Here is a 17,438-nt window from a genome sequence, read left to right as displayed (position 1 = left end):
CTATCCCGCGCCGCGCTTACTTGGTTTTGGAGTCGCGTCAGGACACTCATCGGCCCATCGCGTAACCGTCATGTCATTGAATTGTTCCCCAATGGTGTCGACGCGCAGGCAAGCGCCGTTCTTTGAGTAGAACAAGATGCAACGCGAGCTATCAAAAGAGCAGACATCGACCTCGAAGAACTTGCGTGCAGCCAGCTCCCGCTCCACGCCACTATATTCATAACCATCGGTGGTATGCATCCGCGTCGGCTTCCATCCTTGTTTGACGAGCTTGGCCTTGGCCGTGACCAGGGGCTCACCGACGGCGATGCCTGCCGGTCCGCGCCTGTCGCTTGTCGCCTGTGAGCCATCCGCAAACGCTGCACTGGTGCCAATGCAATAAAGTGCGACGAGCGCGAGGATTGAAAACTTCATTTGACAGTCCCTCCAGCCGATTTGTAGCTCTCCAAAAACTTTGGATACTCGGCATACGGTTGCGGCGGATAATGATTTTTCTTACCAGGCCCTTCGGGAAGTGCCGCCCACCTCGTTGCCGCCTTCGGCATTGCTCCCGGGATGTCGCCGGCCTTGATCTTGTCGATCACCCCGAGGGTGCGCAGAATGTCGACCGCGATAAGGTCTTGCGTATTAGGCGTAAAGTCGGTGAGTCCCATCTTTCCGGCATACTCGCTCCAAGTGGCAATGGTAATTTGATACATGCCCGATGCCGTAGTTTTTCCGCCGTAACCGGCCCCCGGATGGGTGGACTCATCAGTGAAAGTCCATTTCCCGGATTGAAAACCCGGTGCCCAGCCATAACCATATTTCGCGTGGTAGCTACCGCCTTCGGATTCGGCAATGGCAACCAAAAATGCCTTCACGTTTTTATCCTTCAAATACTCCTCATTCTCGGCCCGCCTTATCTGTTTCCTGGCGTCCAGCGATACAGTTTTTGGAGTGGCGTCTTTGACGGGCGTCACCGCTCTGGTGGCTACGGGAGACATTTTTCTGCCATTCTTGCTAACCACTTCAGCCATGATGAAAGTCACCAATATAGATTTTGACGCTCTCTGTCTGCCCCTTTGGGAAAACAGAAATAATGAAACTTGTTCTTTGGTCTGGGGAGGATTGTGTGCAGTCGGTTGTATGAAGAGCATCTGCTGCCATGCCTTAGTCCTCCAGAAACAGTTTGATTGTTTCGGGCAGGTGCGAACTCACTAGATGCGTATACCCCATCGAATCACTTACACCGTGTTCCATGCTGCCGTCAGCGCGCTGGATGGCGTAATCAAGATTGGGTAGAGGCTCGCTCGAGTCTTGGTCAACTAGTCTGAACTTGTCGCTGAAGTGCACTGGCATCGGCAGCACGCCGCTGAAGGGGGCTGGTACGAAGGTGTCGCCAATAATGACCGTGCCTGATCCACCCATAACCACGTTGCCGTGGCCACCGGTACTGCCTTGAGTAGCGGCATTCAGCCCATTGATGAGCACCGTAGCACTGACGGCACCGGTGATCGGGCTCCCGCATGCGGATTTATCGGTCATACGAGCGGCGGCAAGGCCATCGAAGTTCACATTAGGGGAGCCGCTGGCAATCGGATTTGTGCCATGCCCCGGAAGCGGGCAATTGGTGGGGTCTGTCACTCGGGCAGCAGGTTTGCCACTCATGGGAAGTTCCTTTTCAAGGTTTCAAATGGGGTAATAGGGGTCGATGGGCGAGTCGGAAAAGCGCCAGCACTCATCCATAGGGTTGAACAGTGCTCGGTGGTTTTCGCGCATGGGACGGCAGGCCAGCAACGTCTGCCAGGCGATTTCGACGCAGTTGTCCATGGCCTGCGTGGAATAGTCATCAAGCTGGTTGAGCCAGGCGTTGTAATTGGGCATACCAACGCTGCGGTAGGAAGTGAGCAATATCTCGGCGACTTCTTCGCCCCAATGGATAAAGCTCCCCGGACTCCAGGGACCTGTCTGGGCATAAATAAACCAGCCCAAGCTTGGCAAGTCACCATCTGCAAGTCGTAACGTGTCGCGCTGCGAGGAAAAACCACAGGTGATGTGGACGGTCAGCCAACCCTGGTGTTGCTGGATAAATCCAGTGGGGTCGAATTGTGCCAGCGGTACGACACGATAGCCTGAGTCAGGCATTGACCTGGCAACCAACTCAGCGTCCAGCCTTGAAACGAAGGCTCGAATCGCCTTGCCTTCGCCGGACGCTGCGCAAAGAATTTCAACCGGCGTGCTCGCAGGTATGTCGCCGAAACCGACGATGCGAACTAGCCCATAAAGGCGTAATGAGGTTTTTAGGCCGCTGGGATGAAGCGAGGTATCGAGTGTGCAGGCGCAGGGGATGGGCACATCCATAGGTGCAGGGCGCATCAAATATTACCGTCCATGTAAATGTGCGTCGCGAAGAATGCCCCAGGCAGAAGTCGCGTTCAACAATATTTACAATGTTTAGGTTGACAACCAGTCAATGATCGCCGGTCGCGTGGGGGGTGTGATTGTGTTCGGTCGGCAGGACGCCGGGGGAGGGGTGCGCGCAAAACCACCGCTGGAGGCCACGGTTTTTCGTTTGCATAAGCACAAAGGTACGGATATTTTGCCCGACTGAATAAGGCATGTATTCCTTTAAAAACAATAGGTTAGGTGTTTTATGTCTCCAGCATGGGGTGCTAGGGGTCGAGTGTTCGAATCACTCCGTCCCGACCATATAATTCAAGGGGTTGCGAGATTTTTATCTCGCGACCCCTTTTTATGTGCGCCCAGCATGGGCGCAATCTTGTGGGTGAAAGTCCCGCCGTAAGCTGACCACAGCGAACGAAGTGAAGCGCAACTGCATGAGGGCGACCGAGTGTGGGGAGGAAGCGTGGATCGAAGCCATGAGCCGATGTACAAGAACCGGATAGAAGGCGAAGCCGATCAGGGCGAGCGGGCATAAAACCGCGAAGCTCTTGTGGTCAAGGATCAGGTTGCGTAAATCCGGCGGTTGTGTGGTGAAGGATTGCGTTCTTACCTGGGGAGATCTCGCCTTGTGCCTGAAAGGGCGACGGTGCAAGCCGGAGCGAGAAGTCAGCAGAGGCCGTAGTAGTCTTTTTTTTTTTTTTGACGAAGGGCCGAACGAGAGAAAGCGTTATAGGCCATGTTGATGCGAACGACCGGAAGTCAGATGCCTGCCAAACGCGGGGCGGATGTGAGGACGCGAGCGGTGAAACCGTGAGAAGCCCCATCAGCGACGAGGTCAATCGCCCGCAAGATGAATCCGACAACGCAGGGCAAGGGCTGCTGGATCGGGCCTTTGCGAGAGAAAACCTGAAGCGGGCATGGAAGCGGGTCAAGGCCAACAAGGGAGCAGCGGGCGTCGATGGTCTGGATATTGAACAGACCGCCGAACATCTACTGAGCCAGTGGGCGGCGATTCGCGAACAGCTTCTTTCAGGCGTCTACCGGCCCAGCCCGGTACGACGTGTGGTCATCCCCAAACCTGACGGCGGTCAGCGCGAGTTGGGAATTCCAACGGTCACCGATCGCTTGATCCAACAAGCGTTGCTGCAAGTCTTGCAACCAGAACTCGATCCGACTTTCAGTGAACACAGCTACGGCTTTCGCCCGGGACGTTGCGCGCAGGATGCTGTTTTGGCGGCTCAGCGCCATGTGTCTTCAGGGCGAAGAGTGGTGGTGGATGTTGATCTGGAGAAGTTCTTCGACCGGGTCGATCACGATATTTTGATTGATCGTTTACGCAAGCGGATTGCGGATCGGGCGGTTATCCGGCTGATTCGGGCGTATCTGGATGCGGGAACGCAGATCAATGGCGTAGTCGAGAAAAGCCGCTGCGGGGCGCCGCAAGGCGGCCCGCTGTCGCCGTTGCTGGCGAACGTGCTGCTGGACGAAGTGGATCGGGAACTTGAACGTCGAGGTCATTGCTTCGTGCGCTATGCCGACGATGCGAATGTGTATGTTCGCAGCAAGAAGGCCGGGCAGCGAGTGATGGCCTTGCTCAAGCGTCTGTATGAAAAGCTGCACTTGAGCGTCAACGAGAGCAAGAGTGCGGTGGCGAGTGTATTTGGTCGCAAGTTTCTGGGGTACGCGTTCTGGGCTTCTCCACAAGGCGTCAAAAGGACAGTAGCGGTCAAAGCGCGTCAGCGCTTCAAACAGTGCATCCGCTGGTTTACCCGGCGCTCAGGTGGCCGCAGCTTGCAACAAGTTGTCGACCGATTAAGGCCCTACATGCTTGGCTGGAAGGGATATTTCGGCTTGTCGCAAACTCCCAGAATCTGGCGAGAGTTAGATGAATGGATACGACACCGACTACGAGCAATCCAGCTCAAGCAATGGCGGCGTAGTTCAACGATCTATCGAGAGCTGCGCAGGTTGGGTGCAAGTGAGGCTACTGCTCGCAAAGTGGCGGGAAGCTCTCGCTGCTGGTGGCGCAATAGCGCTCTTGAACTCAACCGAGTGCTCGATATAGCGTGGTTCGACAGAACGGGTTTACCGCGTCTCTCCTGACCTCAATCTCTCGAACCGCCCGGTGCGGACCCGCATGCCGGGTGGTGTGGCAGGGGAACGGCCTATGAAGGCCGTCCCCTATGCCGATTTTTAGTCGTTTTTACCCCTACAAAACCACTGGCTCTGGCTGGAATCTCAGCGGATATCAAGGAGCTGGTTGGTGTTCTGTCGCACTATCAGCGCACCAATAGAGGCCTGCACCTGCTTTATTTGAGTCGGTGACATTGCCTATGGCGGTTTCGGCGTTCATTGAACCAATGATGAATAACCTCAGACTCAAGGCATTTCCGCGTTTAACATTCGTCGAATGGTTATTGATGAACTACGTTCGCTGGGCATTGATAAAGTCTATAAATGCCCTCAGAGGCGAGGGCAGATAGCGTCTACCAGGGTAATAGAGAAACGGCCCGGTAAAGCTCTGCCACCATGGTTCCAGCACCGGTTCAAGTGCCCCACTGTCCAGATAGGGCTGAAGCCAGTCCTCAAACAGGTAGACGATACCCAGCCCATCAATCGCAGCCTGAACAGTCAGGTCCACGGCGCCTCCCACCCTGACAATCAACGGCCCAGTCGGGTCCACGCTCACGGTTTCGCCATGACGTTCGTACTCCCAGAGCGGCATCGCGCCACTCGGAAATCTGCCCCGCAGGCATGCGTGTTTCAACAGATCTCGTGGGTGCTCTGGTCGACCTCTGGCGTTGAGGTAAGCCGGTGATGCGGCCGTTGCGAAGCGTTGAAATCGTGGGCCGATGGGGACCGCAATCATATCCTGCTCAAGACGTTCATCGTAACGAATACCTGCGTCACAACCTGCCGCAAGCATGTCGACGAAGCTCTCTTCGATCATCACTTCCAGGCTGATGTCGGGATAGGTTTGCAGGAAGGGGGTAATGATCGACGGCAGCACAAGTCTTGCGGCGCTGGCAGGAACATTCAGCTTGAGGGTGCCTGAGGGGCGGTCGCGGAAGTCGTTCACCACATCAAGAGCCGACTCGACTTCGCCCAATGCGGGCACGATGCGCTCCATCAGCCTTGCGCCAGCTTCAGTCGGAGCCACGCTCCGGGTGGTGCGATTGAGCAGCCTCACACCTAGCCTGGCTTCCAGGCGTCGCACGGCGTCACTGAGGCTTGAAGCGGATTTACCGCAGGACTTGGCTCCTTCGCGGAAACCTCCTGTGTTGACCACCGCTACAAAGGCCAGCAAGTCTTGAATGTTGGTTTGCATTGTTCTCTCAGCCGTACAACCTGTGCCGATTGCACCCTATTACCAATGAAGTGGTCAATGCCTATAGTGCGCCACACATACTCTGATTGAGGTAGACAAAATGAGCAAAGTGGCCAAAGCAGGTTCGTTCTTATTGGGCGATCGGGCGGTAAATCGTATGGGCTACGGTGCGATGCAATTGGCGGGACCTAACGTTTTTGGCCCTCCCAAGGATCCGAAAGCGGCCATTGCCGTGCTGCGTGAAGCGCTGGCGTCGGGTGTAAACCACATTGATACCGCAGATTTTTACGGCCCTCACGTGACCAACCAACTGATCCGTGAAGCTTTACACCCTTACGCTGAAAACCTGGTGGTCGTGACAAAGGTCGGCGCACTCCGCGGTTCTGATGGCTCCTGGAATCCAGCGCAGAGCCCCACCGAATTGACCCAGGCCGTGCATGACAACCTGCGCAATCTTGGTGTGGACGTACTGGATGTGGTGAACCTTAGGGCAATGGGCAACCAGCAATCGCCCGCCGAGGGGTCCATCGAGGAATCATTTACCGCACTTGTAGAATTACAACGCCAGGGGCTCATTCGCCACTTGGGTGTAAGCAATGTCACGCCATCGCAGGTCAAGCAAGCGCAGGGGATCGCTGGCATCGTCTGCGTACAGAATTACTACAATCTGTCTCACCGTGAAGACGAGACACTTATTTCTGAGTTGGGTCAGCAGGGCATTGCTTATGTGCCGTTCTTTCCTCTAGGTGGTTTCACGCCGTTGCAGTCGCAAGTACTCTCGAACGTAGCGACGCGCATGGGAGCTTCACCTCTGTGCGTGGCGCTGGCGTGGCTGCTGCAACGTGCTCCTAATATCTTGTTGATTCCTGGTACTTCCTCGGTGGCACACTTTCGAGAGAATCTCACCGCGAGTGAATTGGTCATCGCGCCTGACATGCTGGCCGAGTTGGAGGCGCTGGGATAGCGGACGGCGAGTCCAGGGCTGATTAGTTGGGGCTTTTACTAAGCAGCCCGGTACGCGCCGGCGAATGGCTCGCGATCGCCGTGAGACATGCGCTGACTGACGTCTAATCCAGTATTTTGCTCGTAGTGCCTATCGGGACTCCGCCATGGTCGGATAGTCCGTGTAACCGCGATCCCCACCTTGGTAGAACGTCGTCGGGTCGGCTTCGTTCAGGGCGCTATTGTGTTTGAATCGCTCTACCAAATCCGGGTTGGCCAGGAACCCGGTGCCAAACGACACCAGATCAGCATCACCTAAGCTGAGCGCCGTTCCGGCTCGCTCTGCGTCATAGCCACCATTGGCGATGTAGGTGCCACCGAAACGACGCTTTAGTTCTCCGAAATCGAATGGCCCTGCACCAAGTTCAACCACGTGAAGGTAGGCCAACCCATAGCGACTGAGCATCTTCGCCGCGAAGTTGAAAGTCGCTTGGGGATCGCTGTCGCTCATGGAGAAATAATTGAAGATTGGCGACAGGCGAACGCCTACGCGGCTGGCCCCGAAGACCTCAATGACGGACTCGACTACCTCCTTGAGAAATCGAGCGCGATTCTCTACAGGTCCGCCGTAGGTATCGGTTCGGGTATTGGTGCCATCGCGCAGGAACTGGTCGATCAAATAACCGTTCGCACCATGGATTTCAACGCCGTCGAATCCAGCGCGTTTTGCGTTTTCAGCACCTTGGCGAAAATCAGCGATCACGCCGGGAATCTCATCGAGCTCCAGAGCCCGTGGCAATTCGTAAAACTTCAGTCCCTCAGGCGTGTAAATCTCGCCATCGGCCTTTATCGCTGAAGGTGCTACCGGCAGTTCGCTATTGATCTGCACCAATGGATGTGAGAGCCGTCCGACATGCCAGAGTTGCAGGAATATCCGTCCACCTTCTGCATGAACAGCGTCGGTCACTTGTCTCCAGCCCGCGATTTGTTCTGAGGTGAAGATGCCCGGCGTTCTCATATAGCCTTTGCCTTGTGCCGAGACCTGAGAACCCTCGGTGATGATGAGGCCGGCACCGGCACGTTGCCGGTAATACTCAACCACGGTGGGCGTCGGAGCATCACCTTCACCGGCGCGGCTTCGCGTCAAAGGCGCCATGACCATGTGGTTTTTCAGAGGGAGGGAGCCGATTTGTGCAGGGGACAAAAGCAGGTCGAGATTGCTCGTGGTCATGATGTATCTCACTGGATTTGGGATGTTTGATTTGGGATCGTTGAGAGTATTTTCGCGTAGGGTTGTATCGACCAGAGGCGCGAATGGGGCGTTAGCTCAGTCGTCCCTCCTGCCGCAGGCGTTCGCCGATGCGCTGTATCTCAGTTTCGCCCTGTGCCAGAGCTGCCCTGCTCGTGTGTACCGAGTAGTAGCCCGTCACCAGTTCGTGCGGATGCTTCACTGCTGAGCCCAGTACGAATGAGCATTCGCCTTGAGCCATGAAATCGATGTATTGCTCGGACTCCTCGAATACGGCGAGTTCGCCGGCATTAATCAGGCCCCCTGTGTCCAGCCGTCCTGCATCAACCGCGAGCCAGGCCACGGTGTGTCCGGACGGCGGGGTATACCGCCAGCGCTCGCCGTCTTTCAAATTTACGGCGAGATAGTTCATGTCACTCGGCGCTTCAATCAGGCTCTGCGCATTACCGTAGCGGCCCAGGAGCACGCGCGCCGGGCCGGATTGCGGAACTTGGGAGGGCGCAAGATAGACACTCAGCGCGGGGGCGTTTTCCAACGACGGCGGTAGTGCCACCCAGAGCTGGAATCCCTGCATTGAGGACTCATTGGCTAGCGTAGCGTCGTGCCACACCCCGTTGCCGGCGCGCATCCACTCAACACCACCGGCAAGCAATACACCTGCCGCGCCAGTGGTGTCTTCATAGGCGACGTCGCCTTTGGTCATGAAGGTAACCGTCGCGATCCCTGAGTGCGGGTGCATGCCGAAATTGGACTTACCGCGACTGGCGTTCAAACTGAAAATATCAAGGAAAATGAAAGGCTTCAAAAGCTCGCCCAGATCGCCCGGGCTCATAAGCCGCGTTATAGGGCCATGGGTGCTGCCTTTAGTGCGATGGACAATGGCGCGGTGCAGAACAGCGACGGTGGCGGTCATAAGTTTTCTCTCGGGGTTTTGAGCGCCTGGGCTCACCAGACAATGTCATCGAGCAGCGCTTTGGCTGCCTGGGCCAGATGCGGGTAATCGTTGAAGTTCTTTCCCTGTTGCCAGATGCCGATGAATTCAGCGATGCCGATGTGCACGGCATTGCGTACCGGGGCCATCTGCAACTCAATGGCCACCAGCTGCAGTTGTTCGATGGCGCGACCAGTACCGCCATAACCAACGAAGCCGATCGGTTTACGGCCGAGCTCCTGGCCGGCAATGTCGAAGGCTATTTTCAGCTCGGCGCTTGTACCCTGGTCGTACTCCGGTGTGACCACGATCAGGCCGTCGATCGGTGCGAGCCTGTCGGCCCAGCGGTGTCCCGCACGGCTTTGGTCTGCTGAGGATGCCGATTGCGGATCGTCGAAGAAGGGCAGCGAGTGATCGCACAGATCGATCAATTCGATGGCGAGATCTTTGCGCTGTTTTGCTATCTCGTGGATCCAGAGCTCGTGTTTTTCATCGAAGCGAGCTTCACGCGCCGAACCGACGACGATGCCGATGAGAGGGAGAGGTGAGGTCATAGGTTGTTCCGGCAGACTGAAGGTCAAATGCAGCAATGCCTGAAGGATATGCGTCTTCGGATTGCTTTATTAGATGGCATAATTGGATTGAACCAATCCATTTAACGAAGGGGTGGCGATAAAGTGATTGACCTGAATGACGTCGCCTTGTTTGTACAAGTGGTACGCAACGGCAGCTTTGCTGAAGCGGCGCGGCAGCTTGGAATGCCGCCCAACACCTTAAGCAGACGCGTTCAACAACTCGAGGCGCAGCTCGGCACACGGCTGCTGCAGCGCTCCACGCGCAAGCTCACACTTACCCATTCAGGTCAGGCTTTTCATGACCGGTGCTCCGGCGCGGTAGAAGGCCTGATCGATGCCGGACAGCAGTTAATGACGGGAAGCCAGGAGCCCAGTGGCATCGTGCGCATTGCAGCGATGGCTGATTTCTTCGACTTCTTCCCTATGGAATGGGTGGCCGATTTTCTAGCCATGCATCCACGGGTGCAGCTTGACTTCGTACTCAGTGATGCACGTGCCGATTTAATCGCTGATCGGATCGACATCGCGTTTCGAGGGGGCACTTTGCAGGATTCGGGATACGTCGGTCGCCAACTCATTGGCGCAGGCAATGAAGGTTTGGTCGCCAGCCCCAAGTACCTCAATAACCGAGGTGTGCCCGCTACGCTAGAGGATCTGGTCAATCACGACTGTGTGAGTTTCGGTCATCCTAGCGGCGTCACCACGTGGCGTCTTAATGGGCCAAACGGTGTTGAGGAAGACGTGCAGATTACCAGCCGTTTCAATGGAAACACGGCTCAGGCATTGCGTAAGGCCACGGTGGCTGGCTTGGGCATTGCGTTGCTGCCGCCCACGATAGTTAATTTCGATCTTCAGGCTGGCCGCCTTGTGCCTGTATTACCGCATTACCATCGCACTGGATACGGCCTACATGTGCTTTATCCCAGTCGGCAACATTTGCCGTTGGCGGTATCAGCCTTTATAGGACTGGTGATGGAGAAGCTAAAAGTGGAAGCATTCCCAGCAAGGGTTTTACCTGAGCAGGTTTGACACGGTATTTGGGCTTATGACTTTCACACAGCGGGACGGGTAGTAATTTCCTCCACCATTAGTCACGTCATCTGTATTAAGCGCGTGGGCCTGGTTGCGTGCCTTGCGGATGTCCATCAGGGATTTTGCGCGGCCAGGACCCGCAGAAGTACTCTTTGTTCTGGTCGCCCCACCGATAGAAAAAGCTGACCGAAACACCGTCCTTACGGACCGAGATTCGACCGGCCAAATTGCCATCCTCCCTGAGGAACCGGCCGGCATCGTTGGCGGTCAGCGACTCGAGTTCTGTGATGGTGATTTTGGCCATGAAATGGGTTTCCCCTACTTTTCCCCCCACAAAAACGTCGGCTCTTGATGGACGTTCCTGGACTTTCGTAGAGCAGAACACCGCTGGAGCTCAAGCAAATACTGGCTTAGAAAAATCCAGAGTAAAATTTTCGAAGCTTTCAAGAAGTATGAAAAAGGAGATGGGGTGCTAGGGGGCGAGTGTTCGAATCACTCCGTCCCGACCATATTTTGTAAGGGGATCAAGCACTTTGCTGCTTGATCCCCATTCTCGTTTCAGGCTTGCGCAAAAACCCGCGCAAAACTGGCGCAAAACTACCCGGTAATTTCGCTGATATTCAGGTCCGGAATTGCCTCGGACCACACGATTTCCTCGTGGTCCCGCTGGTAGTTTTTGGTCATGCCCTCGCTCGCATGCCCCGCAATTTTCTGCCCATCCTTACCGGCTTTCTTGTACAAGTGCAGTGACAGCGCTCGCACTTCGTGGAAGCCCGGTATCTCCTCTTCCTTCCATCCCTTGTAGCATTCCGCCGCCTCTCGGGCGTCCTTGAATGCTCGCGTCAAATACCTCTCTTCAACCTTCGTCCAGTGGTCCTTGGTCTGCGCCTGCTTCTGTTTCAGGCGATCCGGCTTGCGGTGCACCAGGTACGGCGAGACGACATCGTCACGGCACCGACTGATGACCGCCTGTAGCTCTGGCGTCACCCGAAAGCGAATCCACGCCGCGTCACTGGCCTTGGCCGTCTTCTTTTGCACCACGTACAGGAAACCCTCCCGACTGCCGTCGAAGCGCATATCGAGGATGTCTGTGCGGCGTTGAGCCGTGATCAAGGCCAGGTCGATTGCGTTCTGCAGCCAGGCCGGCGACTTCTCCCGAATGGCTTTCAGGCCCTCGACGGTGTGGCGCTTGCGTTGTTTCTTCTCGATACGGTTGACGGTGCTGCCGCCGGGTTGTCCGGACACAGCCCTTTCGCCGCGGCGTGGTTGAAAATGTCGATTAGCAGGGCCCGGGACTGGTTAGCCGAGCGTGGCGTGATGGCGTCCAGCATTTCGGCGATCATCCGGATAGTAATCTGGTCGACAGCCTTGCCCTCGAATTGTTTGGATCCTCGCCAGCTGGCGTGATTCGTTGAAGTGGGCTATTGCTTGATGGCCCGGCATGACGCCGGATCAAGGAGAGTGAAATGGTGTTAGTGGATAGGCCGTACCCAGTTGACTATGAGCATCGAGGCGTTAAAGCGACGATTGATTTCGAATGGGGTAGCGACAGTGATTCTGTGCCAACAGGGCTTAGAATCGCTGTTGAGATCAAAGAAAGGCGGGTTGAAGCAATCCGTGAAAATGCCAAGTACAACAGCTTCGAAGAGGCGTTAGCCCGCGGTAGAGCATTGGCGAGGCTAGACATCGACTTGACTCTTGGGCCTGCTCCTTTTGCCTGAAAACAGTACTCCGCACAATAAGTGAGGATGGGGCAGGCGGCCTGCGTTTCTTGTTTCGGCGGCCATTCCGTAAACCCAACCTTTGGCGCTTTCGTTTTCGGATTGATGATCGGTTCGCCCTGGGCGTCCACCAGTGTCCGCTTTGCCCTGATCCGCATGTCGCGGCATTTGCCGGACCTGCGGGCAAGTTCGATGAACTGCTCCGCGTACCGGGGGGCATCGAACAGCGGGCTTAGTTGCTTCACCCGGGTGCGACCCATGATCTGGTCAGCGCGGTGCGCTCGCGAGTGCGGCGATTACCGAAGGACGTGACTTGAATGTACGGGTTGATGGCCCGCTGACGTTCAACAACATGCGCCTGGCGCAACAAGCGGCGGTAGAAGGTTTCGGCCTGGCATTTATATTTGAGGACGTTGCGCAGGAACAACTGCGATCCGGTCAGCTTGTTCAGGTGCTTGATGAGTGGTGCCCATTTTTTGCGGGATACCATCTTTATTTCCCCAGCCGACGTCAGCAGTCTCCCGCGTTTACGCTATTGGTTGAGGCATTGCGCAAGAACGTCGATGCATCATTTTCGGGTACAAAATGGTGTCCGGCCTGAGCAACCTGGCCATGCGATGCTGCGGCATGAGAAGTTCGTTTTTCTACAGGACACCGCTGGCATCGGTTTGACGTCGCACACGCTTCAGGCATGCCGACAAAATCAACTGCACCCTGGGAACATCATGTATGTGCCTTCTCTGATGAGCAACCCGGGACTGGTTGCAGCGGGTATCGGTTTAAGCATCGTGCCTGAAACGATGACCCGTCTGACGGTGCCGGGCGTGCGGATCATGCCGCTGGCTCAGGCTGAAATGGTCAGTGAACTGTTGCTGATCTCACGCATCGATGAGCGTTCCAGCGCAGTACTTCCCTCCTATTACGAGGATCCCACCATGCGCAACTACACCCTGGAATACCTGTTCAACGGCGAGCCCCGCACTTACATCTTCGAATTCAAGCAGCCTCAACTGCCCGTCCATGAGGCGGCGATGCACCTGCTACAGCTGCATTTTGGGGATGGAGAGAACAGCCTGATCATGCCCACTGCGGACGCAACGCCGGAGGAGATTTTAGAGCAGGCTGGGCTGGTAGGGCTGACGCAGATTAAGGTCGTCGATCAACCCAGTTGATGCCAGGTGCAGCGACGAGCAACGCGCGCCTAGGCATAAAGAGCTGCTTCTGGCCATTTGGCGTCACTCGGGATCGACAACCAGCCCGGATGGCTGCGTTGTTTCGCCGACCCGATCAGATGTGCCAAGACCCGATCTAGCGTGCGCAGCCACCTAACCCGCCCTCGATGACCGGGGCGGGTCAGGGGCGACCTTCTTATTTCTTCTGCATGTCCAGGTAGTCCTTGAACCAAGGATCGACCTATTTCTGCGTGAGTGACAGATTAATTACAGAGGCCATATATGCGCCGCCGCAGATATTTGAAGAGACCCGGAAGGCGATTTACCTGAATAACGCCCTAATACAGAGCTTTCATTGAAGGTGGTCGGCGGAGTCCGATCCCTTTAATGGATTAATTTGCCGCTGAGCCTTTAACTTGTATGCGGAAAAACATATATTCGTTAAAGCGTATATAAGCTGAGGCTTCTCAATGACCAGCAAAGCCCGTGTCCTGTTCGTCTGTACCGCCAACGCTGCACGCTCCCAGTTGGCCCAAGCGTTGCTGAGGCATACCGACTCAGAGCATTTCGAGGCGTTCAGCGCCGGCACAACTCCGACTCAGGTCGATCCGCGCACCATTGAGGCGCTTTCACACATCGGTGTGAGCATCGAAGGATTGCGTAGCAAGTCGATAGACGAGTTCCGTGGTGAGCGTTTCGATTACGTCATCATCTTGTGTGATAAAGCCGCAGTGCAATGCCTGACTTTACCTGGAGCCGGTGAGGCATTGGCCTGGAGTTTTGAAGACCCGGTCACCAGCACCAAACCCGATGCCTTCCGTCACACCCTTCACGAAATTCATGAGCGCATCAAGATGTTCGTCTTGGTCAAAAACAAACACTGAGAAAACGATATGGCTGACCATCTGACACCGACCACTGTTTTCAAATGCCTGGCTGACGACACTCGGGTCCGCACGATGATGCTCATCACCCGTGAAGGAGAGCTTTGTGTTTGCGAGCTGACCTGCGCGTTGAACGAGAGTCAGCCAAAAATTTCCAGGCACCTGGCGCAGCTGCGTACTTGCGGCCTGTTGTCGGACCGTCGGCAAGGCCAATGGGTGTATTACCGACTGCACCCGAATCTCCCTGATTGGGTTCATCAAGTGCTGACCACCGTGCTGGAAAGCAACAAGCACTGGTTGCGCCCTGATGCCAAACGCCTTGATGAAATGGGTGACCGTCCTGAACGGGCAGCCGTGTGCTGTGAAAGCAAAATCGCCTGATTCCGCCTTCGACTACGAGATCGCTCGATGAAAATCCTGTTCCTCTGCACTGCCAATAGCTGTCGCAGCATCCTTTGTGAGGCGGTTTTCAATCACTTGGCACTGGAAGGCATGAAAGCCTACAGCGCGGGCAGTCAACCCAAAGGCGAAGTGCATCCGCTGAGTCTCAAAACGTTGGAAGACGCTGGTATGTCGACGCTCGGGCTGTTCAGTAAGTCCAGCGATGTCCATGTGAACTTGGCACCTGATTTCGTCATCACGGTGTGCGACAAGGCTGCCGGTGAAGCCTGCCCGGTATTTTTTGGGCCGGCCGTTAAGGCCCACTGGGGGCTGGCTGACCCTTCGGAATACCACGGGACTCAAGAAGAGATCGAGGCGGCTTTTGAAGCCACCTTGGAGCAGATCAAAACCCGTATTGAAGCTTTCTTGGCTTTACCGCTTGCCCAACTGAGTACCGAACAGCTCAAGGCAGAGCTGGCCCTGATTGGCACGCTGTAACCACAGGAGCAATGACCATGAGTAAAAGCCGCCTTTCCTTCCTGGACCGATACCTGACCCTGTGGATTTTTCTCGCCATGGCCTTGGGCATTAGTTTGGGGAGCCTGTTCGAAGGCTGGCCGCAGTGGCTCAACAGTCTTTCTGTGGGCACAACCAACGTCCCCATCGCAATCGGCTTGATTGTGATGATGTATCCGCCTCTGGCCAAGGTTCGTTATGAGGAACTGCCGGAAGTCTTCAAGGACAAGCGCATCCTCGTTTTGTCTTTGGTCCAGAACTGGGTCATCGGCCCGGTGTTGATGTTCGCACTGGCGATCATCTTCTTGCGGGACCAGCCGGAATACATGACGGGCCTGATCCTGATCGGATTGGCGCGTTGCATCGCGATGGTGCTGGTCTGGAATCAGATCGCAGGTGGCAACAATCAATATGTCGCCGGATTGGTGGCGTTCAACAGCATCTTCCAGATCCTGTTTTTCAGCGTGTATGCCTGGGTGTTCCTGGGGCTGTTGCCGCCGCTGTTCGGGCTGGAAGGCAGTGTGATTGAGACCAACTTCGTCAGCATTGCCGAGTCGGTTCTGATCTACCTGGGTGTGCCGTTCCTGGCGGGCTCCCTGACCCGCAAGATCCTCATCGCCCGTAAAGGCGAAGCCTGGTTTCAGGACCGTTTCATTCCGAAGATCAGCCCGCTGACGCTTGTGGCACTGCTGTTGACCATCGTAGCCATGTTCAGCCTCAAGGGCGACGCGGTGCTGCAATTGCCATTGGATGTATTGCGCATCGCGATCCCTCTGACGATCTACTTCGTGGTGATGTTTTTCATCAGCTTCTGGATGGGCAAGCTGCTCAAGGCTGACTATCCGCGCACCACCGCACTGGCTTTCACAGCCGCAAGCAACAACTTTGAACTGGCGATTGCTGTGGCCATTGCCACCTTCGGCCTGGCTTCCCCGGTCGCCTTTGCCACGGTGATTGGTCCCCTGGTGGAGGTACCGGTACTGATTTCTCTGGTCGGTGTGGCCCTTTGGTTGAAATGCCTCTGGTTCGATGAATCCAAGAGCGCCGTTGCGCAGGACAAAGACTATGTTTGATGACCACATCCCCCAACTCGATACCGAACTGGTTGATCTCCCATCGACTGACAAGCTGGGCATCGAGAAGACCTCTATCCATAAGCCACGCATTTTGCTGCTGTACGGATCGACCCGAGAGCGCTCCTTCAGTCGCCTGCTGGTCGAGGAAGCCGCTCGATTGCTGGAGCACTTCGGCGCCGAGGCGCGGGTTTTCAATCCGTCAGGCTTGCCGCTGCCAGACGACGCTCCCGACGATCATCCCCGTGTGAAGGAACTGCGCGAGCTGATGCTGTGGTCCGAGGGGCAGGTCTGGTGCTCTCCAGAACGTCACGGTTCCATGAGCGCAGTGTTCAAAGCGCAGATCGACTGGGTGCCACTCGCGATGGGTGCGGTACGCCCGACCCAGGGCAAAACCCTCGCCGTCATGCAGGTGTGCGGTGGCTCGCAGTCGTTCAACGTGGTCAATCAGCTGCGAGTGCTGGGACGTTGGATGCGCATGTTCACCATCCCCAACCAATCCTCCGTGCCGAAGGCTTATATGGAATTCGACGACAACGGCCGGATGAAACCTTCTCCCTTCTACGACCGTGTCGTTGATGTGATGGAAGAGTTGGTGAAATTCACGCTGTTGCTTCGCGACCGTCAGGACTATCTGGTTGATCGTTACTCCGAGCGCAAAGAGTCAGCGGAAGAACTCATGAAACGTGTCAATCAGCGCTCCATCTGAGGATTTTTCACCGTGCAACAACACCCATATTCCGTACTGCCCCTGGCACAGTTCAATGGCCAGTTGATCTTCACACCGTGCCCAGGCACGAAGGGCACCCGACCATTCGAAGCGCTGCAAACCCTCAAGGATGCGGGGGCATCGGCGTTGCTGACGCTGATGCCGACCGAGGAGCTGCTCCAGAACGAGATCGACCTGCTGCCCGAAGAGTGCCAGATGCTTGGCATCGAGTGGTTTCACCTGCCAGTAGAAGATGATCAAGCGCCTGGCGAAGCATTCAAAGCCGCATGGGCGCAACACCATCCGCGACTCAAACAGCTGCTGACCGAAGGGAAAACCATCGCCATTCATTGCAAGGGCGGCTCGGGCCGTACCGGTTTGGTCGCCGCTCAACTGTTGATCGAGAGCGGTGTGCCATTCAGCGATGCCATCCGCGATGTTCAGTCGTTGCGTCCGCGCGCAATTCAGCATCCTGCCCATATCGAATACATCGGCCAGTTCGACACCCAGTCGAACTCCTACTGACAACAAATACAGAGCACA

General features: G+C 56.0%; 20 protein-coding genes and 3 pseudogenes. 13 read left to right on the top strand and 10 right to left on the bottom strand.

Annotation, left to right across the window (positions count from 1 at the left end; translation table 11 throughout):
• The 4 genes from ACYZTW_RS22285 to ACYZTW_RS22270 all read right to left on the bottom strand — a co-directional run bounded on the left by ACYZTW_RS22285 (position 1) and on the right by ACYZTW_RS22270 (position 2,355).
• Positions 1-414 carry a hypothetical protein gene (locus ACYZTW_RS22285; RefSeq protein WP_462001831.1) on the bottom strand — a complete coding sequence of 138 codons (414 nt, stop codon included), beginning with the start codon at positions 412-414 and terminating at the stop codon, positions 1-3.
• A complete protein-coding gene (locus ACYZTW_RS22280) occupies positions 411-1,016 on the bottom strand; it encodes a lysozyme family protein (RefSeq protein WP_218580710.1) in 606 nt (201 codons plus the stop codon). Before ACYZTW_RS22280 ends, ACYZTW_RS22285 begins: the two co-directional genes overlap by 4 nt.
• A gap of 133 nt (positions 1,017-1,149) precedes the next feature.
• On the bottom strand, positions 1,150-1,647 hold the full coding sequence (locus ACYZTW_RS22275) for a PAAR domain-containing protein (protein ID WP_462001830.1): 498 nt from the start codon (positions 1,645-1,647) through the stop codon (positions 1,150-1,152).
• A 21-nt stretch (positions 1,648-1,668) separates the two neighbouring features.
• On the bottom strand, positions 1,669-2,355 hold the full coding sequence (locus ACYZTW_RS22270; RefSeq protein WP_462001829.1) for a hypothetical protein: 687 nt from the start codon (positions 2,353-2,355) through the stop codon (positions 1,669-1,671).
• An 837-nt stretch (positions 2,356-3,192) separates the two neighbouring features.
• Here ACYZTW_RS22270 and ltrA point away from each other — a divergent pair.
• Positions 3,193-4,485 carry a group II intron reverse transcriptase/maturase gene (gene ltrA / locus ACYZTW_RS22265; protein WP_462001131.1) on the top strand — a complete coding sequence of 431 codons (1,293 nt, stop codon included), beginning with the start codon at positions 3,193-3,195 and terminating at the stop codon, positions 4,483-4,485.
• A gap of 322 nt (positions 4,486-4,807) precedes the next feature.
• On the opposite strand, the gene ACYZTW_RS22260 is transcribed toward ltrA, so the two are convergent.
• Positions 4,808-5,710, bottom strand: a complete 903-nt coding sequence (locus tag ACYZTW_RS22260; protein ID WP_462001828.1) for a LysR family transcriptional regulator — start codon at positions 5,708-5,710, stop codon at positions 4,808-4,810.
• Positions 5,711-5,810: 100 nt separating this feature from the next.
• On the opposite strand from ACYZTW_RS22260, the gene ACYZTW_RS22255 reads away from it, so the two are divergent.
• Complete coding sequence (locus ACYZTW_RS22255; RefSeq protein WP_462001827.1) at positions 5,811-6,674, top strand: aldo/keto reductase family oxidoreductase; 864 nt, start codon at positions 5,811-5,813, stop codon at positions 6,672-6,674.
• A gap of 129 nt (positions 6,675-6,803) precedes the next feature.
• On the opposite strand, the gene ACYZTW_RS22250 is transcribed toward ACYZTW_RS22255, so the two are convergent.
• The 3 genes from ACYZTW_RS22250 to ACYZTW_RS22240 all read right to left on the bottom strand — a co-directional run bounded on the left by ACYZTW_RS22250 (position 6,804) and on the right by ACYZTW_RS22240 (position 9,413).
• Entirely contained in the window at positions 6,804-7,883 is a 1,080-nt protein-coding gene (locus tag ACYZTW_RS22250) for an alkene reductase (RefSeq protein ID WP_462001826.1), read from the bottom strand.
• Positions 7,884-7,974: 91 nt separating this feature from the next.
• Positions 7,975-8,814, bottom strand: coding sequence for a pirin family protein (locus tag ACYZTW_RS22245; protein WP_462001825.1), 840 nt, complete (start codon positions 8,812-8,814; stop codon positions 7,975-7,977).
• 32 nt (positions 8,815-8,846) lie between these two features.
• Complete coding sequence (locus tag ACYZTW_RS22240) at positions 8,847-9,413, bottom strand: NADPH-dependent FMN reductase (protein WP_462001824.1); 567 nt, start codon at positions 9,411-9,413, stop codon at positions 8,847-8,849.
• Positions 9,414-9,509: 96 nt separating this feature from the next.
• Between ACYZTW_RS22240 and ACYZTW_RS22235 the strand changes: the two genes are divergently transcribed.
• Positions 9,510-10,436: a LysR family transcriptional regulator gene (locus ACYZTW_RS22235; protein ID WP_462001823.1), complete on the top strand. Its 927-nt coding sequence runs from the start codon at positions 9,510-9,512 to the stop codon at positions 10,434-10,436.
• Between the two features lie 63 nt (positions 10,437-10,499).
• Here the strand turns inward: ACYZTW_RS22235 and ACYZTW_RS22230 are convergent.
• Together ACYZTW_RS22230 and ACYZTW_RS22225 are read right to left on the bottom strand one after the other, a co-directional pair.
• Positions 10,500-10,743 (bottom strand): annotated as a pseudogene (locus tag ACYZTW_RS22230) (site-specific integrase); the annotation flags it as partial.
• A gap of 293 nt (positions 10,744-11,036) precedes the next feature.
• Positions 11,037-11,833: pseudogene (locus ACYZTW_RS22225) on the bottom strand (tyrosine-type recombinase/integrase); the annotation flags it as partial.
• A 72-nt stretch (positions 11,834-11,905) separates the two neighbouring features.
• Here ACYZTW_RS22225 and ACYZTW_RS22220 point away from each other — a divergent pair.
• The 10 genes and pseudogenes from ACYZTW_RS22220 to ACYZTW_RS22175 all read left to right on the top strand — a co-directional run bounded on the left by ACYZTW_RS22220 (position 11,906) and on the right by ACYZTW_RS22175 (position 17,420).
• Complete coding sequence (locus ACYZTW_RS22220; RefSeq protein WP_462001822.1) at positions 11,906-12,160, top strand: hypothetical protein; 255 nt, start codon at positions 11,906-11,908, stop codon at positions 12,158-12,160.
• A gap of 352 nt (positions 12,161-12,512) precedes the next feature.
• Entirely contained in the window at positions 12,513-12,761 is a 249-nt protein-coding gene (locus ACYZTW_RS22215) for a LysR substrate-binding domain-containing protein (protein WP_462005820.1), read from the top strand.
• Positions 12,724-13,053: pseudogene (locus ACYZTW_RS22210) on the top strand (LysR substrate-binding domain-containing protein); the annotation flags it as partial. The gene ACYZTW_RS22215 and the pseudogene ACYZTW_RS22210, both read left to right, overlap by 38 nt.
• A gap of 42 nt (positions 13,054-13,095) precedes the next feature.
• Entirely contained in the window at positions 13,096-13,332 is a 237-nt protein-coding gene (locus ACYZTW_RS22205) for a hypothetical protein (RefSeq protein WP_462005819.1), read from the top strand.
• Positions 13,333-13,802: 470 nt separating this feature from the next.
• Complete coding sequence (locus ACYZTW_RS22200; RefSeq protein ID WP_462001821.1) at positions 13,803-14,216, top strand: arsenate reductase ArsC; 414 nt, start codon at positions 13,803-13,805, stop codon at positions 14,214-14,216.
• Positions 14,217-14,225: 9 nt separating this feature from the next.
• Positions 14,226-14,597, top strand: coding sequence for a metalloregulator ArsR/SmtB family transcription factor (locus ACYZTW_RS22195; protein WP_462001820.1), 372 nt, complete (start codon positions 14,226-14,228; stop codon positions 14,595-14,597).
• Positions 14,598-14,624: 27 nt separating this feature from the next.
• Positions 14,625-15,095, top strand: coding sequence for an arsenate reductase ArsC (locus tag ACYZTW_RS22190; RefSeq protein WP_462001819.1), 471 nt, complete (start codon positions 14,625-14,627; stop codon positions 15,093-15,095).
• A 17-nt stretch (positions 15,096-15,112) separates the two neighbouring features.
• The gene (gene arsB, locus ACYZTW_RS22185; protein WP_462001818.1) at positions 15,113-16,186 is read left to right on the top strand and encodes an ACR3 family arsenite efflux transporter; all 1,074 of its coding nucleotides are present in this window, start codon (positions 15,113-15,115) and stop codon (positions 16,184-16,186) included.
• The gene (arsH, locus tag ACYZTW_RS22180) at positions 16,179-16,895 is read left to right on the top strand and encodes an arsenical resistance protein ArsH (RefSeq protein ID WP_069557024.1); all 717 of its coding nucleotides are present in this window, start codon (positions 16,179-16,181) and stop codon (positions 16,893-16,895) included. The genes arsB and arsH overlap by 8 nt, the downstream gene beginning before the upstream one ends.
• Before the next feature lie 12 nt (positions 16,896-16,907).
• Positions 16,908-17,420 (top strand): cyclin-dependent kinase inhibitor 3 family protein, encoded by a 513-nt coding sequence (locus ACYZTW_RS22175; protein WP_462001817.1) that lies wholly within the window; start codon positions 16,908-16,910, stop codon positions 17,418-17,420.
• Positions 17,421-17,438: the final 18 nt, after the last annotated feature.

The organism is Pseudomonas sp. LB3P25 (genome assembly GCF_054897985.1).
Note: the sequence above shows the minus strand (reverse complement) of the source record. Positions and strands in the feature narration are given on the sequence as shown.

Coding starts and splice junctions, on each gene's coding strand:
- ACYZTW_RS22285 (WP_462001831.1), bottom strand. CDS start 414: ATGAAGTTTTCAATCCTCGCGCTCGTCGCACTTTATTGCATTGGCACC.
- ACYZTW_RS22280 (WP_218580710.1), bottom strand. CDS start 1,016: ATGGCTGAAGTGGTTAGCAAGAATGGCAGAAAAATGTCTCCCGTAGCC.
- ACYZTW_RS22275 (WP_462001830.1), bottom strand. CDS start 1,647: ATGAGTGGCAAACCTGCTGCCCGAGTGACAGACCCCACCAATTGCCCG.
- ACYZTW_RS22270 (WP_462001829.1), bottom strand. CDS start 2,355: ATGCGCCCTGCACCTATGGATGTGCCCATCCCCTGCGCCTGCACACTC.
- ACYZTW_RS22260 (WP_462001828.1), bottom strand. CDS start 5,710: ATGCAAACCAACATTCAAGACTTGCTGGCCTTTGTAGCGGTGGTCAAC.
- ACYZTW_RS22255 (WP_462001827.1), top strand. CDS start 5,811: ATGAGCAAAGTGGCCAAAGCAGGTTCGTTCTTATTGGGCGATCGGGCG.
- ACYZTW_RS22250 (WP_462001826.1), bottom strand. CDS start 7,883: ATGACCACGAGCAATCTCGACCTGCTTTTGTCCCCTGCACAAATCGGC.
- ACYZTW_RS22245 (WP_462001825.1), bottom strand. CDS start 8,814: ATGACCGCCACCGTCGCTGTTCTGCACCGCGCCATTGTCCATCGCACT.
- ACYZTW_RS22220 (WP_462001822.1), top strand. CDS start 11,906: ATGGTGTTAGTGGATAGGCCGTACCCAGTTGACTATGAGCATCGAGGC.
- ACYZTW_RS22215 (WP_462005820.1), top strand. CDS start 12,513: ATGCGCCTGGCGCAACAAGCGGCGGTAGAAGGTTTCGGCCTGGCATTT.
- ACYZTW_RS22205 (WP_462005819.1), top strand. CDS start 13,096: ATGCGCAACTACACCCTGGAATACCTGTTCAACGGCGAGCCCCGCACT.
- ACYZTW_RS22200 (WP_462001821.1), top strand. CDS start 13,803: ATGACCAGCAAAGCCCGTGTCCTGTTCGTCTGTACCGCCAACGCTGCA.
- ACYZTW_RS22195 (WP_462001820.1), top strand. CDS start 14,226: ATGGCTGACCATCTGACACCGACCACTGTTTTCAAATGCCTGGCTGAC.
- ACYZTW_RS22190 (WP_462001819.1), top strand. CDS start 14,625: ATGAAAATCCTGTTCCTCTGCACTGCCAATAGCTGTCGCAGCATCCTT.
- arsB (WP_462001818.1), top strand. CDS start 15,113: ATGAGTAAAAGCCGCCTTTCCTTCCTGGACCGATACCTGACCCTGTGG.
- arsH (WP_069557024.1), top strand. CDS start 16,179: ATGTTTGATGACCACATCCCCCAACTCGATACCGAACTGGTTGATCTC.